The sequence below is a fragment of the Algoriphagus halophilus genome, from assembly GCF_900129785.1.
Classification (GTDB): Bacteria; Bacteroidota; Bacteroidia; order Cytophagales; family Cyclobacteriaceae; genus Algoriphagus; species Algoriphagus halophilus.
In genome coordinates this window covers 492,699-513,237 of record NZ_FSRC01000003.1, presented here as the reverse complement: position 1 = coordinate 513,237, position 20,539 = coordinate 492,699, and the positions used below count along the sequence as shown (strand labels likewise).

13 protein-coding genes and 1 tRNA gene are annotated in these 20,539 nt (G+C 38.3%); 5 read left to right on the top strand and 9 right to left on the bottom strand.

Annotated features, from left to right (window positions below):
• The first annotated feature begins 137 nt into the window (after positions 1-137).
• The 4 genes from BUR11_RS18955 to clpX all read left to right on the top strand — a co-directional run bounded on the left by BUR11_RS18955 (position 138) and on the right by clpX (position 3,614).
• A tRNA-Leu gene (locus BUR11_RS18955) sits at positions 138-222 on the top strand.
• Between the two features lie 86 nt (positions 223-308).
• A complete protein-coding gene (gene tig / locus BUR11_RS18950) occupies positions 309-1,637 on the top strand; it encodes a trigger factor (protein ID WP_074226579.1) in 1,329 nt (442 codons plus the stop codon).
• A 75-nt stretch (positions 1,638-1,712) separates the two neighbouring features.
• Positions 1,713-2,384, top strand: a complete 672-nt coding sequence (locus BUR11_RS18945; protein ID WP_074226578.1) for a ClpP family protease — start codon at positions 1,713-1,715, stop codon at positions 2,382-2,384.
• Positions 2,385-2,387: 3 nt separating this feature from the next.
• Positions 2,388-3,614 carry an ATP-dependent Clp protease ATP-binding subunit ClpX gene (clpX, locus tag BUR11_RS18940; protein ID WP_074226577.1) on the top strand — a complete coding sequence of 409 codons (1,227 nt, stop codon included), beginning with the start codon at positions 2,388-2,390 and terminating at the stop codon, positions 3,612-3,614.
• A 92-nt stretch (positions 3,615-3,706) separates the two neighbouring features.
• On the opposite strand, the gene BUR11_RS18935 is transcribed toward clpX, so the two are convergent.
• The 9 genes from BUR11_RS18935 to BUR11_RS18895 all read right to left on the bottom strand — a co-directional run bounded on the left by BUR11_RS18935 (position 3,707) and on the right by BUR11_RS18895 (position 17,574).
• A complete protein-coding gene (locus tag BUR11_RS18935; RefSeq protein WP_084561070.1) occupies positions 3,707-5,236 on the bottom strand; it encodes a glycoside hydrolase in 1,530 nt (509 codons plus the stop codon).
• A gap of 41 nt (positions 5,237-5,277) precedes the next feature.
• Positions 5,278-6,396 carry a lipid-A-disaccharide synthase gene (lpxB, locus tag BUR11_RS18930; RefSeq protein ID WP_234982200.1) on the bottom strand — a complete coding sequence of 373 codons (1,119 nt, stop codon included), beginning with the start codon at positions 6,394-6,396 and terminating at the stop codon, positions 5,278-5,280.
• Between the two features lie 85 nt (positions 6,397-6,481).
• Positions 6,482-6,901 (bottom strand): 6-pyruvoyl trahydropterin synthase family protein, encoded by a 420-nt coding sequence (locus BUR11_RS18925; protein WP_074226575.1) that lies wholly within the window; start codon positions 6,899-6,901, stop codon positions 6,482-6,484.
• Between the two features lie 233 nt (positions 6,902-7,134).
• Positions 7,135-8,562 (bottom strand): SusD/RagB family nutrient-binding outer membrane lipoprotein, encoded by a 1,428-nt coding sequence (locus BUR11_RS18920; protein WP_074226574.1) that lies wholly within the window; start codon positions 8,560-8,562, stop codon positions 7,135-7,137.
• A gap of 13 nt (positions 8,563-8,575) precedes the next feature.
• Positions 8,576-11,764, bottom strand: coding sequence for a SusC/RagA family TonB-linked outer membrane protein (locus BUR11_RS18915; protein WP_074226573.1), 3,189 nt, complete (start codon positions 11,762-11,764; stop codon positions 8,576-8,578).
• 1,008 nt (positions 11,765-12,772) lie between these two features.
• On the bottom strand, positions 12,773-14,695 hold the full coding sequence (locus BUR11_RS18910) for an OmpA family protein (RefSeq protein ID WP_074226572.1): 1,923 nt from the start codon (positions 14,693-14,695) through the stop codon (positions 12,773-12,775).
• A gap of 4 nt (positions 14,696-14,699) precedes the next feature.
• Entirely contained in the window at positions 14,700-15,326 is a 627-nt protein-coding gene (locus BUR11_RS18905; RefSeq protein ID WP_074226571.1) for a 7-carboxy-7-deazaguanine synthase QueE, read from the bottom strand.
• Between the two features lie 111 nt (positions 15,327-15,437).
• Positions 15,438-15,875: a GNAT family N-acetyltransferase gene (locus BUR11_RS18900; protein WP_074226570.1), complete on the bottom strand. Its 438-nt coding sequence runs from the start codon at positions 15,873-15,875 to the stop codon at positions 15,438-15,440.
• Between the two features lie 97 nt (positions 15,876-15,972).
• Positions 15,973-17,574: an amidohydrolase gene (locus tag BUR11_RS18895; protein WP_074226569.1), complete on the bottom strand. Its 1,602-nt coding sequence runs from the start codon at positions 17,572-17,574 to the stop codon at positions 15,973-15,975.
• Positions 17,575-17,747: 173 nt separating this feature from the next.
• On the opposite strand from BUR11_RS18895, the gene leuS reads away from it, so the two are divergent.
• Positions 17,748-20,522: a leucine--tRNA ligase gene (gene leuS / locus BUR11_RS18890; RefSeq protein WP_074226568.1), complete on the top strand. Its 2,775-nt coding sequence runs from the start codon at positions 17,748-17,750 to the stop codon at positions 20,520-20,522.
• Positions 20,523-20,539 lie beyond the last annotated feature (17 nt).

The window sequence follows — 20,539 nt, the reverse complement described above, 5'->3', positions numbered from 1 at the left end:
TGCTATGAAATTATTTGCCTAATTCTTTTATTTTTTTTTCGAGACTTGTTGCATTTTGAAAATTACTATTTACCTTTGCATCCACAATCAGGAAACGGAATGAAATATCCATGATTTTCGCTCCTGTTGTACCATTAGCGGATGTGGCGAAATTGGTAGACGCACTAGACTTAGGATCTAGCGCCGCAAGGCATGGGGGTTCGAGTCCCTCTATCCGCACCAATACCGAACCCTCAATCACTCTACTGTTTCACAACAGGAAGGAGATTGAGGGTTTTTAGTTAATCATCATAATAAATTCAAACGCCTTGGAAATCTCAATAGACAAGCATTCAGCAAATCAAGCTTTAATTAAAATTAAACTAAACGAAGCAGATTACCAACCAAAGGTAGATGCGAAACTGAAAGACTATGCCAAGAAAGCCAATATCAAAGGTTTTAGACCTGGCAAAGCACCGGTTTCCATGGTGAAAAACATCTATGGCACTTCTGTTTTGGTTGAGGAAATCAATTCAATTTTAGGAGAGTCATTAAATAACTACCTTAAAGAGCAAACTTTTAAAGTTCTTGGAGAGCCACTTCCAGTAGAAAAAGAAGACAATTCAATTGACTGGAAAACTCAAAAAGAATTTGATTTTGATTACAAAATCGGTTTTGTAGAAAGCATCAAAGTGCCTTTGGACAAAAAGTTCAAGGCTACCAAATATTCCATCAAAGTAGATAATAAGTTAGTAGAAGAAACAATCGAAAACTTGAAATCTCAGTCTGGAAAAAGTACCAATCCTGAGGTAAGTGAAGCAGGTGATCACATCTATGGTGATTTGACCGCTGCAGAAAGTGGTTTCACCAAAACCCTTTCTTTAGACTTATCAAAAATCACTAAAAAGCTTGCAGGCAAATTCATTGGCATCAGCAAAGATGCAGTAGTGGAATTTGATTCTAAAGATGTGAAGAAAGCACAATGGAAAGATGCTTTTGATATGTCTGATGAAGAAGTTGAATCTGCACAAGGAGCTCTTACTTTCACAGTAAAAAACATCAACAGAACTGAAACTGCAGAAATGAATCAAGAATTTTTCGACAAAGTTTTTGGTCCAGGTGTAGTAAAGTCTGAAGAGGAGTTTGTTGCTAAAGTGAAGGAAACTCTTCAAGGTAATTACGACAGGGAATCAAAAGTATTCACTGAAGAAGAATTGAAGAAAGCTTTAACTGAGTCTGCGAAAGTTGAATTGCCAGAGGAGTTTTTGAAAGAATGGTTAATTCGAGCTAATGAAGGAAAAGTTTCTGCAGAAGACGTTGAGAAAGAATTTCCAATGTACGCAAAACAACTTGTATGGTCATTGATTTCCAATCAATTAGCTACTGAGAACAAGATTCAGGCTGAGCATGAGGATGTGATTGCTAAAACCAAAGAAATGATCCGTGAGCAATTTGCTTCTTCTGGATTAGGTTCTCAAATGGAAGACAGCATGGACATGTTTGTAGACAATTACCTTAAAGGTGAAGAAGGACAAAACTACATGAATATGCTTACTTCAGTTCAGAATGATAAAGTACTTGCTTTCGTTCAAGAAACTGTGGATATGAAAGAAAAAGAAATTTCTATCGATCAGTTTAAGGAACTTTTAGAAAACTAATTTGATTATTGCTATCATAAAAAAGCCCTTATTTAAGGGCTTTTTTTATTTTTGTTTACCACAACAAACTCGAATATGATCAATAAAGAAGAATTCAGAAAATACGCCATCCATAATCAAGGCGTAAATGGTACAGCTTTTGACCAATACACACAGCATATTGAAAACATGACTCGATCTGTGATCGAGGAGCGTCCACAGAATTTCCGTGAAATTGATGTCTTCTCTAGATTGATTATGGATCGTATAATTTTCCTTGGAACAGGCATCGACGATCACATTGCCAATATCATTGTTGCTCAGCTCTTGTTCTTGGAATCTGTAGACTCAAAAAAGGATGTATTGCTTTATGTCAATAGTCCAGGAGGCTCTGTAACAGCAGGTTTGGGAATTTATGATACGATGCAGTACATTGGACCTGATGTAGCGACTATCTGTACAGGTATCGCAGCATCTATGGGTGCTGTATTATTAGCTGGAGGAGCAAAAGATAAAAGATCTGCTTTGAAACATTCTAGAGTAATGATTCACCAGCCTTCCGGTGGAATGCAAGGACAATCTAGAGACATGGAAATTTCCTTGAAATTGATTCTTTCCATGAGACAGGAATTGTATCAGATTTTAGCTAATCATACCGGTAAATCCTTTGAAGAGATCGAAAGAGATTCAGATAGAGATTATTGGTTGAAAGCTCCAGAGGCCAAGGAATATGGTCTGATTGATGAAGTATTAGTAAAAAAACCTTAAGTAATGGCTCAAGTTACCTGCTCTTTTTGCGGTAGAAATAAGAAAGATGTAGACCTGATGGTTTCGGGTATATCTGCCCATATCTGTAATTTCTGCATCGAACAAGCTCATTTGATTCTTGGTGAAGAAGACAAAACCAAAAAATCAGAAGGAGCTCAACCTAAATTCAAATTAAAAAAGCCAAAGGAACTAACTTCCTTCTTGGATCAATTTGTAATTGGTCAAGACGAAGCAAAAAAAGTGCTGACCGTAGCAGTATACAATCACTATAAAAGACTTTCTCAGAAAGACGAAAAGGATGATGTGAAAATTGAGAAATCAAATATCATCATGGTGGGAGATACGGGTACCGGAAAGACTTATTTAGCTAAAACTTTGGCAAAAATTCTTGAAGTACCCTTTTGTATTGCTGATGCTACAGTACTGACTGAAGCTGGTTATGTAGGAGAAGATGTAGAAAGCATCCTGACTAGATTATTGCAGGCAGCAGATTACAATGTGGAAGCGGCTGAGCGAGGTATCGTATACATTGATGAACTGGATAAAATTTCCAGAAAATCAGATAACCCATCCATTACAAGAGATGTCAGTGGAGAAGGTGTACAACAAGCCATGTTGAAACTTCTAGAAGGAACGGTAGTAAATGTGCCGCCTCAAGGAGGCAGGAAACACCCAGACCAAAAGATGATAGCTGTAAACACGGAAAACATCTTATTTATTTGTGGCGGTGCTTTTGACGGGATAGCCAGACATATTGGTAAAAGGCTCAATACTCAGCCTATGGGTTTCAGTAAAAATAATGCTGGCCCTTCTGCAGACAGAGAGAACTTATTGCAATATGTTACGGCTCAGGATTTAAAGGCTTTTGGATTGATCCCTGAATTAATCGGAAGACTTCCTGTACTGACTCACTTGGATCCATTACATAAAGACTCCCTGAAAAGAATCCTTACCGAACCTAAAAATGCCTTGGTAAAACAATATTCAAAACTACTCGCAATGGAAGGAGTGAATATTGTTTTTGAGGATAGTGCCATCGACTTCATTGTGGACAAAGCTGTAGAATACAATTTGGGAGCAAGAGGATTGCGATCCATTTGTGAGGCAATAGTCACCGATGCGATGTATGAAATTCCTTCCGATGATTCCATCAAAGAATTGATCATTGATGGAAAATACGCACAAAGCAAGTTTGACAAGTCGAAATTCAAACGACTTCAAGTTGCTTAATAATTGAATCTTAAAATGAACAAAAGCCCTGCAATGAACTTTGCAGGGCTTTTCTTTTCTCAATTCTTTTTAAATATTGTCAATCCCCATCTTTAATTAAACACTAAGGTCATTACCGATTTTGCTGGTATTTGAAAAATACTCGAAACTGTTAAAGGGGATAAACTTGACTGCTCATTAGTTAGATAGCATTGAATCGAAGTATTTTCAGATCCTTCCCCATCCAAAGAGACCTGTATATCCTTAGCTTCTGGATTCACCAAAACAACCACCTTTTGTTTACTTAATGGATCTATGTAAGCTGATCCCATCAACTTATCCGAATTGATGGAAGCTTCTATCCTCACAAATCCAGGTCTAACAAACCGACTATAATTCCCTAAAGTCCATAGCATTTTACTTTCATAAAATGCCCCATCCTCCTTATTCTTATCAATATAAACCAATCCATCCTTATAATTATAAGGCGAAACGGCCAACCACCAATTCCATGCGGAAGCATTGGATATGGTTAAATCCTGATGAATCACTCTAGCCAAATAAAGGGCTGACTCCATTCCAAGATCCCGTCCATTTCCATTTATTTCACCCTCATTTCCTCCGAGGATGCAATATTCTGTCATCCAATAGTTGAGTCCGGGAATTGACTCCACTTCAGACAAAACTTGAACTCTCAACTTTTCAGATACAGTGGATGGGCTGGTGGTGAAATAACTATGAGCAGAGATCACATTTGAAACATGTCTTAAATTACCCAAATAATTCTCAGAGGATGGGTCAAAAAAAGCTTTCACCTGTTCACCTCGCCGTGGCTTATCTGCCAATTCAAAAAGGTAGTTTATTTTACCAGCCTCCGCCACATCAATTTTAGCATCAAGCGCTTGATCTGAAAGACTTTGATCAAGTATTTTAACAAAAGAAGCTATTTCCTCATTTGTGTAAGGATTTCCTTCTTGTCCACCATCAGACCAGTCCCATTGAGGCTCATTGACAGGACTTATATAGCTAGGATGAAGACCAATGTTTTGAAGCCCAATTCCGACAGAACTTATATAATCCGCAAAATCCTTCGTCTTATCTAGATCGAGATTGGACTTTCCGTTGCTGGAGAATGCTTTCCCATTTTTAGTAAATTGAACTAATGGACTATTGGAGAAAAGAAGCAATTTATCCACTCCCCGATCTTTAGCTGCCTGGGCAAACCAAACTTGGCCTTTTGCTTTTGACATGTCAATTTTTCCTTCAGAATTTAGGAAGGACTCTGCCCTTCTCCACTCATCTTTGATTCCACTTTCCTTTCCTTGCTCTGCACTGCCAGCACCTAGATTAAATCGCCACATGGACAAACCAATTCCATTGGGCCTTCCATTAGCCGACTCCATGCTAAAAAGTAAATCCGCGATTGCATTCTTTTTTTCATCTGGCCAAAGTCCAACAAATTGAATAGCCCAGGCATCGGAAGCCCCAAAATGATCAATTGTTTGAAATTGATTATTTGAATTTATGGTAAGAGTAATGGATTCCTCCCCTTGAGCAAAGCTACTTTTACTTAAAAATAAGCAGCCCATACTAGAGAGGACAAATAAACAGAGATATCGGAACAAGGGTAAAAGTTGATGCATTTTTAAAAATACAACATACCCTACAAATTCCTTTACAGGAGTTAATGAAGTGTATTCAAAATCAAATCCGCGGTATTCTCAGACGCACTAGTTTCCCCCAAACGCTCTTTAATCAAATCATATCCTTGCAACATATGCCCTTTATAAACTGGATTTGACAAGATTAAATTGAGTTCTTTTTTCAAATTTTCGATTGAAAATTCATCTTGAATCAATTCTTTGACCACTTCTTTTTCAGCAATCAAATTCACCAAGGAAATAAAATCAATTTTCACCAGGCGTTTCGCAAAGAAATAGGTCACTGGACTGGTTTCATAAACTACAATTTGAGGAACTCTGAATAAGGCTGTCTCCAAGGTGGCAGTCCCTGAAGTCACCACTGCTGCAACTGCATGAGAAAGTAAATCATACGTTTGATTGTAGACCAACTTTAATCCGGCACGAATTGCAGGTGCATAGACTGATTCATCTAAACTATCCACAGCTGCTATTACAAATTGAGCTTGAGGAAATGAGGAAGATAGGCTGATCATTTTATCCAACATGGCTGTTACTTCTTGGGTCCTACTCCCTGGAAGCAATGCAATGATTGGTTGATAACTAATTTCATTTTTTTGAAAGAAAAAGTCGTGGGGAGTAAACTTTTTGATTTCGTCAAATAAGGGATTCCCTACATAGTTGACATCCATCTCATAGGACTTAAAAAAAGCTGGTTCGAAGGGTAAAATTGAATACACGTGATCCGTAAACTTTTTTAGCTTGAAAGCCCTCTTTTGATTCCAGGCCCAGACTTTAGGGGGAATATAATAATGAACAGGAATCCCATGCTCCTTTGCAAATTTGGCAATTTTCATGTTGAACCCACCATAATCGACCAAAACAATGCCATCAGGACGGTATTCTAGGATATCTTTCTTCACCAAGTTTAGGTACTTGAGGACTTTTCTAAACCCTAAAACCACCTCAAGGAAACCCATGAGCGCCACTTCGGCATAGTCTACTGCCAACTCCACACCAGCTTCTTTGGAAAACTTTCCTCCCATGCCCCTTACCTCTATCCTTGGTTCCTTGGTTTTAAGAGCCAACACCAAATTGGAGGCATGCATATCTCCTGATCGCTCTCCTGATATGATGTACAGTTTCAATGATTTCCCTGGCATTTCAGCTATCTCTAAATTTTATCTAAAAAAAGAAAAGTAGGTCTTCGAAACCTACTTTTCTACTTACTATTTATTGCGTTTGAACTCAATCCCCATAATATTCCACAAAATTCCGTGGAGTCTCGTACAAAGTCAATTTATGTAAACCTCCTTCATTGGTGATTTCTTTCACTGCTGGTTCCAAAATCTTCCAAAACTCCATCACTAGATTTTCACAACTAGCCAACTTCCCTTCCATAAAATCCACGTCTACGTTCAGGTTTTTATGGTCCACCTTTTCGATTACAAGTTTTCTAATGATGGTACTTAATTTCTTTAAATCCACTACAAAACCAGTATCAGGATCAGGCAACCCTTTTACCATCACAATTAACTCAAAGTTGTGACCATGCCAATTCACATTGGCACAAGGTCCAAAAACCTCCACATTTTTCTCATCAGTCCACTTTGGATTCCACAGCTTGTGAGCAGCATTAAAGTGTTCTTTTCGGCAAACGTAAATCATAGCTTTCTTAAATAGGACGCAAAGGTAGCTAAAAGAAAGAAAATAATAGAATTCAGAAGGATTTACAAGTCAAAAAGGATCATGAATCCACCTTGTCTGAAAATTCCCTTGCTACAATCCTAATCTGTTTACAACAAAAAAACCTCCCAGACCTGTTTTTAAATAAAACTAGATCCAGAAGGTTTTCAAGAAATTTAAGGATGATTAATTATCCAACCCTCAGGGGAAAGAAATTAATTTATATCCCACCAAAGTTTGGTGTCCAATCCATCTTCTCCTTGACGGGCAACCGCTTCCAAGTAGCTTTCAGAGTTGATATCTCTTTCAGTAGTTGGGTAAGCTTGTCTCACAGGGATCATCTTACTATCGTTCATTGCGTCCACAGCAGGAGTTAATTCAGGGTAATCCAATCTTCTCCATTCTGCCCAAGCTTCATATCCTTGAAGGAATAACGCAACCCATTTTTGAGCAGCAATTTTCTCCATCGCGTTAGAAGGACTGAATGCTACTTCTGGTTGAGCTACATAAGCATCATAAGCCGCTTGATCAAATACACCAAATTGTCTGAAAGAAGCTTCAATTCCACTCATGTAATGAGATTCTGCACTTTCGGAGATCCAGCCTTTCACAGCAGCCTCTGCTAAAGAAAAATGAATTTGTGCCAAAGTAACTATTGGAAGTTCTGCGTTTTGCTTTCTTAAACTTGAACCAAGGTAAGAAACAGATGCGTTGGTAATACCTCCAGCTACTGTGTTAGAAACACCATAAGGCATTGGAGCAATTTCCCCAGTATTTGCTGCAGGATCTGCATACACTGCTAATCTAGGGTCATTCAATGGGTTCATATAGTCATACATGGTGTCAGAAATCGCATAATCTACACGAGTCAAATACCTTGCATACCATGGATTTTGGTTATTTGCTTCAGCCAAATACGGGTACATGAAATCCCCAGTCAGAGCACCATTGCTATATGCTTCTTTGAAATTGGACTCAGCCAATCCTGGTGCTACGTCGCTAATACGAAGAGACATCACCATTCTAAGGGAGTTGGCAAATCTTCTCCACTGCTCCATGTCACCGTTGAACAACAAATCGCCCTCTACACCTGCAGTTTCAAAATTAATTTGATCAGCAGACTCTTTCAGCTCTTTCAACAAATCTGTGTAAATGAACTCTTGAGTATCATAGGTAGGTGAAAATTCAACTTCTCCTTGCAAAGCTTGAGTATAAGGAAGCTCTCCCCATCTATCAGTCATCACACCGAAGAAATAAGCTCTTAGGATTCTTGCTACAGCAATCTGGTTTTCATTGCTACCAGAGCTCAATACATCATCCTTAGTCTCCTCATTTGTATTTAAGTCAATGATTCTTTGTAGGTTCATCAAAGGACCTGTGTAAAAACCATTAAAGTCAAAGTAAATATCCTGATATCTTGAGGATTCAGTGTATTGCTTTTCAGAAAGGTGCTGAACATACAATACACCTGTCGCGTTTCCAACAATGCTGGATACGCTTCTTTCAGCTCCCGTCAATAATCCAGAAGTCAAAGGAGAAGAAGGTCTGTTTGGATCCACATTGATGTCTCCAAATTCTGAACAGGCACTTAGCATAAGGGTACCTGCTACCAAACCTAAAACTGTATTTTTTATATTTTTCATCTTTTAATTTCTATTAAAGTCCAAGTCTAACATTGAATCCTAGGGATCTTACACCTGGTAACTGTCCACTTTCGAAATAAGCATATCCATTTGCACCAGACCCAAATTCACTTGGATCAAGTCCAGGTACATTGGTATGGATCAACCAAAGATTTTTCGCAATAAATGCCACGTTTACAGTGTGGAATGGAGATCTATCAACCAATCTCGCAGGAAGAGAGTATCCTAATCTGATCTCTCTCAATTTCACATAAGAAGCATCATAGATCCAGTTCTCATGCAATCCGAACATTCCTGAGAAATGATCATAAGCATCTACATAAACTGTGGTAGGAGTTCCATCTTCCAAAGCACCGTCTACACGTACCCCTCCACCATCTTCAACTGGATCTCTTAAAGGATTGCCTTTGTCATTTAGACCCGCAGTTTCTAAACCAAGACCAGAGTAAGCATTAAACATTTTGGTAACTGAGTAGAATTGACCTCCAGCTTGGAATTCAATAAATGCAGTTAAATCAAAGTTTTTGTATCTGAATGTATTGGTAAAACCACCAGTAGCAGTAGGAAGAGTAGTTCCTAAATCTATGTTTCTCTCTTTCACATAAGAACCGTCTTCATTGATGATTGGAAGACCATTGTCAGCATATTTGAATCCGGTACCAATCAAAGTACCCCACTCTTCACCTACTTTGGCATTGATACTCATACCCCAATAAGCGGACTGCAATTGTCTATTGTCAAGACCAGCAGCTAATTCAATTACTTTGGAGGTGTTATGAGCCAAGTTCAAACTAACATCCCAAGTGAAGTCACGCTTTTGGATTGGTGTACCACCAATAGAAAGTTCAACACCTTCAGATCTGATGTTACCTGCATTGACCAAAGCACCAGAGAATCCACTAGAACCAGGAACGGTTAAGTTTAGGATTTGATCTTTGTTGTCATTTCTATAGAAGGTAAGATCAAAGTTCACCTTACCATTCCAGAATCTTAAATCTACACCAGCTTCATAAGAAGAAGATAGCGCAGGTCTTAGGTTAGGGTTTGCTGCAGTATTCGGCACTTGAAGATTCGGGAAAGAACCATAAGGAGTAGATACGTTATAAATCTGAGCGATTTCGTAAGGTCCGATATCAGATCCTACTTGTGCATAACTTGCTCTTAATTTACCAAAGCTTAGAAAGTTTCCTCCTCCACCCAATAGTTCAGTAAAGACGAAACTAGATGTAATTGATGGATATAGGTAGCTATTGTTTGCTTTTGGAAGTGCAGAAGACCAGTCATTTCTCAAAGTAGCATCCAAGAAAATCGTGTTTTGATAACCTAAAGAAACGTTACCATAGACAGAGCGAACTGTTTTGTTACTCTTATAGCTATCTGTAGCAGGTCTGTCTACAGAAGCATCGATGTTGTAATAATCAGGAACAGCCAATCCCCCTACTGTACCTTGGTACATATAGCTATAAAGATTTCTTCTGATGTTACCACCAGCATTGGCAGTCACAGAGAATTCGCCAAACATCTTATCATATTGGAATAAGATTTCATAGTTATCCTCACGTCCAATTCTTTGGCTTACAGAATAAGAATCTAAGTCCAAACCACCAGAAGCGATTCTTTCTTCAATTTTTTGATTGTAAAAGTCAGATCTAATAAAACCTGAAACTTTCAATGCATCATTCAACTTGTAAGTCAAATTGAAGTTACCAAATACACGGTCACGGCTATCTTCTGGAGCATTTTCATATGCTTCATAATATGGATTGTTCCAGTAAAGTGGTCTTGTATTGGTTGGGCTTCTTAAGTTCCAAGATCTGTAAGTTCCATCAGGATTTCTGTACTGTGCCAGTCTATCCATATCGATTTGACGCTGAAACCACTGGTTGAAGGAGTTTACTGGATTTCTACCAGTATATCCTGATGCAGGGCGACCATTTGCTTTGGTACCAGTAAAGTTGAAGTTCAATCCAACAGACAATCTATCATTTAACTCCTGAGAGCCATTGAAACTTACATTGTTCTTAGTCAATTCAGATCCTGGCATTACACCTTTTTGGTTGATGTTATTCAGGGAAACTCTGAAGTTTGATTTTTCATCACCTGCAGAAAATGCAACACCGGTGTTAGCTGTAACCCCAGTTTCAAAGAAATTTCTTACGTTATCAGGATTTGGAGTCAATGCTCTCAATTCACCGAACTGAGGTCCTTCTAACCAAGAGTCCCAATGTCTGATCAAGGTCCCATCCATTCTTGGACCCCAAGACTCATCAGCTGCGTAGTTCAACATTTTTTGACCATCGAAGCTAGACCAAGACTCTGGGTGGATAGCTGGATCATATTCAAAAGTCAAGAAATCCTGTGTATAACCACCTGCATACTCATTCTGGTACTCAGGAAGCACATAGACATTCTCTAGTGTAGTACTTTGGTTGATTTCGATACCAAGACCTTTTTTCTTGTTTCCTTTTTTAGTAGTAATGATAATTACACCGTTAGCAGCCCTATTACCATAAAGAGCAGCAGCAGAAGGACCTTTCAATACAGAAACACTTTCAATATCATCTGGGTTAATATCAGCTGCAAGGTTACCATAATCACGCCCTGCATAGTCACCGCTAGGTGAAAAAGAACTATTGGAGATAGGTGTTCCATCTACTACGAATAAAGGAGAACCTCCACCTAAGGTATTGATCCCTCTTAAACGAATATTTTGAGTACCTCCGATTGCAGCACCAGAAGAACCTATTACTTGTACACCGGCTACTTTACCAGCTAGGTTACCCACTACATTGGAATTTCTGGTAGCGGTAAGGTCTTCACCTTTTACGGATTGAATGGCAGCCCCAACAGAGCGATCATCTCTAGATACACCCAATGCAGTTACAATTACTTCATTTAGTGCTTTTACATCAGGGTCCAGCACTACATCAATGGTAGATTCATTACCTACGGTAACTTCTACAGATCTCATCCCCACGAATGAAAACTGAAGAACATCCCTACCGGCAGGTAGTTGAATTGTATACTCACCATCAATACCAGTAATGGTACCATTCGTAGTCCCTTTGACCAGAACACTTACCCCTGGCAGGCCTAATCCGTCTTCCGAGGAAGTCACCGTTCCGCTAATAGACTTACTCTGTGCAAAAACACTTTGAGCAAAGAATATCATTAGCAAGAACGCTAGCAAATTTTTCTTCATTATTAATTTGGTTGATTTTAATTAATCGACAATGTTATTTTATTAAATTATATAATCGAAGTAATAGGAGGGGAAATATGATAAACGGTTAGTCAATACCTAAAAAATAAAACATACCTATAAACACTTTTATCAAAATTATATTTTACATATTATTAAATTATAAAAAACAGATTGAAAAATCGTAGTATTATCGTAGTGTTAACAAAAGTTAATTTTTTTTGAATAATTATTTTCAAGAGGAATATATTGACAAATATCAAATTCGATATTTTATACTATTAAATAGATATATATCAATACAAAAACCAACCTAAAACATCTAAAATCTAATTATTTAATTACTCTAAAATCAATATACATACCTTTTGTTCTAATTGAATCCCTACTAAGGTATGTAGGGATCAAGAATTAAAAAATACGGCTTTTCAGGTGTCTCCTTGGCTTATTCAGCGAATCTTGTCTTTTTCAAATCAAAAAAACGGATATAAATCTGAAACCAATTGTTTCAAAACATCCAGGAATACAATTATTTTCTTCAAAACAATTATAAACAGTTGATCGCTAGAAATAACTTACTACATATCAATAATTTAAATAATTCAAATCTATAATTATAATATAATATTTAAATGAATTGACATAAAGCTATTTACAATTAAAAAAAATAGACTCATCAACATGCAGACCCACCAGTAAAAAGAATAAAATTCTGGAATAGGCAAATAAAAAAATATATTATACATTTAAAATCAACAAACTCTACTATTTTAAGTAACTATAGAGACTAAAAAAATAAAATAAAGCCAATAAAATTCCATATTAATAGTTCAAAGACTATCCTTACAAATAAATCAAAGTTAATCTAGCAATAATTAAATTTTATTTATACTAGCTTCTAATATTGAAAACCATATAATAAATCATTAATGGAAGGTAGAAATTCAAGCATCTACCCCCTTTCAAGTATTAAAAAATCCATTTTGGCAAATCAATGCCTAGCAGTACTTAAAGCACTTTAATGGTAATTCTTCTGTTTAGAGCTTGGTTTTCTGCCGTTGTATTGGGGACTACAGGCTCTTTATCGCCTTTACCTTCTACCATCACTCTACCTGGGTGCATTCCAGCCTCTATAAGGTATTGCTGTACACTTTCAGCTCTTTGAAGGCTTAACTGAAGGTTATATCCTGGAGAACCTACGTTATCCGTATGGCCAGTTATTAAAATATTGACATTTGGATTCTCCACTAAAAATTTAATAAGCCTTTTCAAGGAGGACATGGACTGAGGCTTCAGTTCATATTTATCAAAGTCAAAGAATATGTTTTCAAAAACGAACTCTTCTCCAGAGGCCACCGGAACTAACTCCACGTTTAAATCCTTAACATTTTGAAGCTTATCACGCTCTACATTATAAATCTTTGGCAAGAATCCCTTTTTCTCCACATATAAGCCTGAAATTCCTTTATTGGGATAGAGCATCATGAATTCACCATTTTTACCATCTGATTTAAATTCATAAAGCGTACTATCATTAGTCAATGAAACCAAAGACAAGGTTGCATCAATAGGCTCTCCAGTCTTTTCATTGAATACTTTCCCTCCTGTTACCGTTAAGTTTTCCCCTAAATAGATTTCTTGAGGAAACCTGAATCGATATAATATAGAGCGATCATTTCCATTATCACCTGAAGTAAGTTCCGTGAAATAAGCATAATCTTTCTGAGCTGTAATAAATAGAGCTACTTGATCCAAATGATCATTAATCGGCAATCCAAGATTTTCTGGCTCCGAAAACTCCCCATTTTTCACCCTAGAAAGAAATATATCCATCCCCCCAAAACCTTGATGACCGTCTGAGGCGAAAAACAAGATTTCATTATTAAAAAACATAAATGGAGAAATCTCATCCTTCGCAGTATTCACCACACTTCCCAAATTTTTCGCTTCTGCCCAAGACCCATCCGATTGACGAACACTATACCATATATCATTTCCTCCATAACCTCCTCTTCGATTGGAAGAAAAGAATAAAATCCTTCCATCTGCAGATAAGGAAGGTTGAGAGTCCCAAGATCTCGAGTTCACTTCTTTACCCATATTTTTAGGGCGCTGCCAATTGCCATTGACTTTATAAGCGATGTAAAGATCACAACTGCCTTGAGAGTCCGGAGCATCACAGGAAGTATAAATCAGAATATTTCCATCCGCAGTAACAGAGCAGGTTCCTTCATTGTATTGAGAGTTGATCGTTTGAGCGATACTTACCGGTTTGGTCCAAGAGCCATCTGGTTCCGCGTAAGAAGTATAAATATCCTCTTTATCATAATTACCAGTCCCATCTCTTTTTGTAAAGAGGATTTGTTCCCCATCTGCAGTGAGCACTGGAAAGTATTGCAATTGAAAATTATTGAGTGGGTCTTCCAGCTTTTCTTTTTCTATGGCCATGGACTTATCTAATTGTGCTGTCAGAAAATCCATGCTTGCCTTCATTTGAACATAATACATGCTCTTTTTGAAAGACTCATCGAATAGAGGGTCTGCTTCTTGAAAAGTCTCATAGGCTTCTTGGAACCTACCCTGAGCCATGTATAGGTTGGTAAATAACCATCCAAAATCCGCCTTATTTTTTAGTGTCGCATTTTTCCCCGCTAATCTTTTCTTCCCTACTAAGGCAACTTCTTCGGCCTGATCTAATTTTCCTTGGGTAATGTAGAGCTGGGACATTTTAATATAAGCTTCCAAAAAAGAAGCCTCTCTATTGATGGCCGCCTTATATTTTGCAATAGCCATATCATATTGTCTGGAAAGCGTAAGCTCTTCTCCTTCCTGATACAATTTGATCGCCTTTCCATCGATAATGGAATAGGTTTGAGCTTGGCTCAAGCTAAAAACAAAGAAAAAGGTTATTCCTAATAGAAAACGGCGCATAAACCTATGGGATGTCCATAAATTTATGAGTTTGAAGCGAAATTTTCCAATTTGGATGGTTTTTCGAGTAATTAATAATCAAAGGAGTGAATTTTTCGGCTTTACTCCATTCTGGCTGAAGTCGTAATTCACAACTTTTTTTCACCTTAAGCGCATGATTTTCAGCAAAGTCAAAATCACTTGCATGAAAAACAACAACTTTCAGTTCATCTGCATGATCGTATATGGAAGGATGCGGTGCTTTAAACTTTTTTGGGGAAAAACATACCCAATCAAAATCTCCAGAGAAAGGATGCGCTCCTGAAGTTTCAATATTGGTTGAAAATCCTTTTTGCTTGAGCAATGCAGTCAAAGGCCCCAGATCATACATCAAAGGTTCTCCTCCTGTAATTACCACTAGTTTTCCTGGATACTTTTCTACTTCTGCGACTATTTCTTCTATGGATAATACAGGCCATTTGCCAGCTTCCCAGGACTCTTTGACATCACACCAAACACAACCCACATCACAGCCCCCAAGCCGGATAAAATAAGCAGGATGTCCAGTAAATCTCCCTTCGCCCTGAATGGTATAAAATGCTTCCATTACTGGAAGCGAAACGCCTTTTGCAATTAATTCTTTTGTCTTCATGAATTTTTGATAAAGCGGGCAATTGAACCGCTGGTGAAAATCAAGTGCAAAGGTACGTCTTTGTATTGGAATTTAGAAAGAATATCAAAAGCTTAGCTTACGGCAGCTTTCTCATAACTTTTTAACCATGACAATCCTAAAATCTTCTACACGATCCTTTCGAATCACCTCCACTATTTTAAAATCCCTACCCAAACCAAATTTGATCATATCGGGAAACCTGTTCCGAGTTTTAAAAAACACTTTCTTAAACCCATTCTTTGTAGCCCACACCTCTTGAAAATCTGCCAAAGCTGTTGCCGCACCACTTTTCCTGAATGCGGGCCTTACACCTCCCATCCAAGAGTACAAGACATCCGGTTTCTGGCTTTGATATCCAACTTTAAACCCTACTAGCTCTCCATTTTGCTCTGCAACTAAGGCTAAAAAAATGCGGCCTTTTAGCCGCTCTTTATAAAATTCTATGGCTACCTCTTCATAAAATTCAGGAATCCCCTGATGAACCTGAAAAATCTCTTCGATGCTTCCTTCTCTAACTACAATTTTCATAGGAAAGTAAATTCAATTATCCTTATAAACACAAAAGTGGCAAAAACCGGGGATTAAACCGATTTCTGCCACTTGAGTAAAACTTTACTTAAAACGTTTACTTTTTCACTGTAGGATAGGTCACTCCTAATTGTTCCAAATAGGTATCATACTTGGTTTCGTCAAAGTAATATTTTTCCAACATCGGACGGTATAAATCCATAATCTGTTTGTTCAGATAAATAGGAGCCTCATCAGTATCAGAAATCATAGGCTTGTACTGCTCTTCTTTGGTTTGTACATTTTTAAAGTAATCCCAAGCTTCATCCACTAATTCAGGATTTAACAAGAAATCCAGAATGGTCATTGCTTCTGCTTTTGCTCCTGCGGTTACGCCTTTATGAGCAATTGGAGTGGCCATTGCAATGGCATTTGCCCAATGGTGACCTGGAAGTCCAGGGATATTTGAAGGAAATCTCAAGGTAACAGTTGGCAACACCCAAGACACATCTCCAATATCATCAGAGCCTCCAGAACGAGGGGTAGTAACAGGCAATCCCAAGGTATCCAATTTGGTAGGAAGACCTTCTACCCTGGTAGAGTTTACTTCTTCTTGCACCGCTTTAGCCAAAGTCTGGTCTTCTTCAGACCATTCAGGTAAACCTACTTTCAAGATATTGGCATACATTTTTTCTGCAATCACTTTATTAAAGTGTCTAGGCCAAGCGGTTCCTAAAATTTTGGAAGTCATTTCAGTATCAGTCATCAAGGCTGCACCAGCTGCCATTTTATTGGCAACTTCATACATTTCCATTATTCCATCGTATTTCACATCTCTGAAATAATACCAAATAGATGCTTTGGATGGTACTACATTGGGCTGGTCTCCACCATCAGTAAATATGGAATGTGATCTTTTCAGTGGATCTAAATGCTCTCTTCTATAATTCCAGCCCACATTCATTAATTCTGCAGCATCCAGGGCACTTCTCCCTCTCCATGGAGCACCTGCTGCATGAGCTGCCTCTCCACTAAATGTATATTCTACAGAGATTAAACCTGTTCCTGATGCCTGTCCATAGCTTACTCCCAAATTATTTCCCACGTGGGTAAAAATACAGATGTCTATATCATCAAATAGGCCATCTCTTACAAACCAAGCTTTGGAAGCTACCAGTTCCTCTGCAATTCCCGGCCATAAGATCAAAGTCCCTCCAATATTTTCTCGTTCCATAATCTCTTTCACTGCCAATGCCGCCGTGATGTTCAAAGGAATCCCTGCATTGTGACCTTCCCCATGACCTGGAGCTCCCTCCACAATAGGCTTATGGTAAGCCACTCCTGGATATTGAGAAGCCTTTGGGATATCATCTACATCTGAACCCAAAGCAATGACAGGTCCTTCTCCATTACTCCAAGTGGCAAACCATGCTGTGGGGATGCCAGAGACTCCCATTTTAATTTCAAACCCATTTTCTGCCAAGATCCCGGTTAAGTACTTCGAGGATTCAATCTCTTGGAACCCTAATTCCGCAAAACTGAAAATCTTATCAACCATCACTTGGCTCAATTTTGCATTTTCCTGTACAAGATTCAAGGCTTCTTCTTTTAATGCTTCTTTTTGTTTGGCAGAATACTTTTTCTGCCCAAAAGCAAATTGAGAGATCAACAAGGCAGCACAAACCGATAGGGCTGGCCGCCATAGGGTAGAAATTTTCATAGGATTGGTGGTTTGGTTAAGTTGGAAAATACTAAAAAGTAATGAGTTGATTTAAAAAAAATGACCAGTGGATATAATTTATAGACAAGAGGAATTACAGATTTTCATTCCAAACCCAGTCAATTTTTCTATTTTTGCAGGCGTTTAGCTAAAAAAACACGAATATTTCAATCATGGCGGAATACACATATAAGGAAATCGAGAAAAAATGGCAGGCATACTGGGAAAAGAACCAAACTTTCCTAGCCAAAGTAAATCCTGACAAACCAAAGTTTTATTCCTTGGACATGTTCCCCTATCCTTCTGGAGCTGGACTTCATGTGGGCCACCCGCTAGGATATATTGCTTCGGACATCGTTTCCCGTTTCAAAAAATTAAAAGGATTCAATGTATTGCACCCCATGGGCTACGATAGCTTTGGACTACCTGCAGAACAATATGCCATCCAAACAGGCCAACATCCCGCCATCACTACGGAACAAAACATTGCCCGCTATACCGAACAACTTAAAAATATTGGCTTTGCATTTGACTGGAGTAAAGAAGTAAGAACTTCCGATCCCTCCTATTATAAATGGACTCAGTGGATTTTCATGCAGCTATTTAATAGCTATTATGACCAAGATGCTGACAAAGCGCTTTCTATTGATTCCCTCATCGAGAGATTTGAAGCGGAAGGAAACAGTCAAGTAAAGGCGGTCTGTGACGACGAAACCCCAATTTTTTCTGCAAATGACTGGCATGCTTTTTCCGAAAAGGAAAAGCAGGAAATGCTTTTGAAGTATCGATTGACTTTTCTTGCAGAAACTACTGTCAACTGGTGTGCTGCCTTAGGTACTGTTCTTTCCAATGATGAAGTGAAAGACGGGTTTTCTGAAAGAGGCGGACATCCTGTGGAACGCAAGAAAATGATGCAGTGGTCCATGCGAATCACTGCCTACGCAGACCGACTATTGAAAGGATTGGATAAAATAGATTGGCCTGAACCGGTTAAGGAGATGCAACGAAACTGGATTGGAAAATCCATCGGAGCGGAAGTTATTTTTAAAGTCAAAAATTCTGAAGAAACTATAAAAGTGTTTACGACTCGAGTTGACACGATATATGGTGTGACTTATTTGGCTTTGGCTCCTGAATCTGAATTAGCAGCTTCTTTAATTACAGAAGATCAAAGAGAAACTGCGGAAGCCTATATTGAAGTTGCTAAAAACCGTTCCGAAAGAGAACGGATGAGTGATGTGAAAACAATCTCAGGAGCATTCACAGGTTCATACGCTATTAACCCTTTCAATGGAGAAGAAATCCAAATTTGGGTAGCTGATTATGTGTTGGCTGGATATGGTACAGGCGCTGTCATGGCTGTACCTGCTCATGATGAAAGAGATTATAATTTTGCCAAACATTTCGGACTGGAGATCAGACAGGTAATTGAAGGATCCATGGAAGAAGGGTCTTTCCCTGGCAAAGATGGGTTCATCATCAATTCGGGTTTCATTTCCAACATGTATATGAAGGAAGCCATGACAAAGGCAATTGAGTTTCTAGAGGAAAAAGGCATTGGAAAAGGAAAAATCCAATATAGGATGCGGGATGCAATTTTCACTCGTCAACGCTATTGGGGTGAGCCTCTTCCTGTTTATTTCAAAGATGGACTTCCCTATTTGATAGATGAAAAAGATCTTCCTTTGGTATTGCCAGAGGTAGATAAATACTTACCAACTGAAGATGGTGAACCACCATTAGGCCGGGCCCAAGACTGGACCTATAAAACTTCTGAAGGGGAATATCCATTGGAGCTTAGCACTATGCCAGGTTGGGCAGGATCAAGCTGGTATTTCTTCAGATATACGGATTCTCAAAATGACTCCGTGTTTGCAGACAAGACAAAAACAGATTATTGGGGTTCGGTAGATTTATACATTGGTGGATCTGAGCATGCAACAGGACACTTGTTGTATTCAAGGTTCTGGACCAAATTCATTTATGATCTGGGTGTGGTAAGCATCGATGAACCTTTCCAAAAGATGATCAACCAGGGAATGATCCAAGGACGATCCAATTTTGTATATAGAGTCAAAGGCACCAATCAATTTGTAAGCAAAGGGTTAAAAGATCAATATGACACCTTTGAAATGCATGTCGATGTCAATATCGTTTACAACGATCAATTGAACCTTGAAAAATTCAAAGCTTGGAGACCAGACTTGGCAGATGCGGAATTCATTTTGGAAGACGGAAAGTACATCTGCGGTGCAGAAGTAGAAAAAATGTCTAAATCCAAATACAATGTGGTCAACCCAGATGACATTATTGAAAAGTATGGAGCAGACACCTTAAGATTGTATGAAATGTTTTTAGGCCCTTTGGAGCAATTCAAGCCTTGGAACACCAACGGAATCGACGGCGTTTTCAAATTCTTGAGAAAGCTTTGGAACTTATACCATACTAACAAAGGGGAATTTCAAGTTTCAGATGCAGAACCAAGTAAAGAGGAATACAAAGCCCTTCATAAAGCCATCAAAAAGATGGAGGAAGACATGGCTAATTTCTCCTTCAACACTTCGGTTTCTAGTTTTATGATTTGTGTGAACGAATTAAGTGGGTTAAAATCCAATAAGCGTAAGATTCTTGAACCATTGGCGGTTTTGGTATCTCCTTATGCTCCGCATATTGCAGAGGAACTTTGGAGTCTATTGGGACATACTACTTCTATCACTGAATCCTCTTTCCCTGCTTTCGATGAAAGCTATTTAAAAGAAAGTGCTTTTGAATATCCAGTGATGATCAATGGTAAAATGAGAGCTAAAATCAATTTAGACCTTTCACTTTCCAAAGAGGAAATAGAAAAAGCAGCCTTGGCAGACGAGATCGTTCAAAAATGGCTGGATGGAAAATCTCCAAAGAAAATGATCGTAGTACCAGGGAAAATTGTCAATGTGGTCATATAAATTTTAATGAGTACATA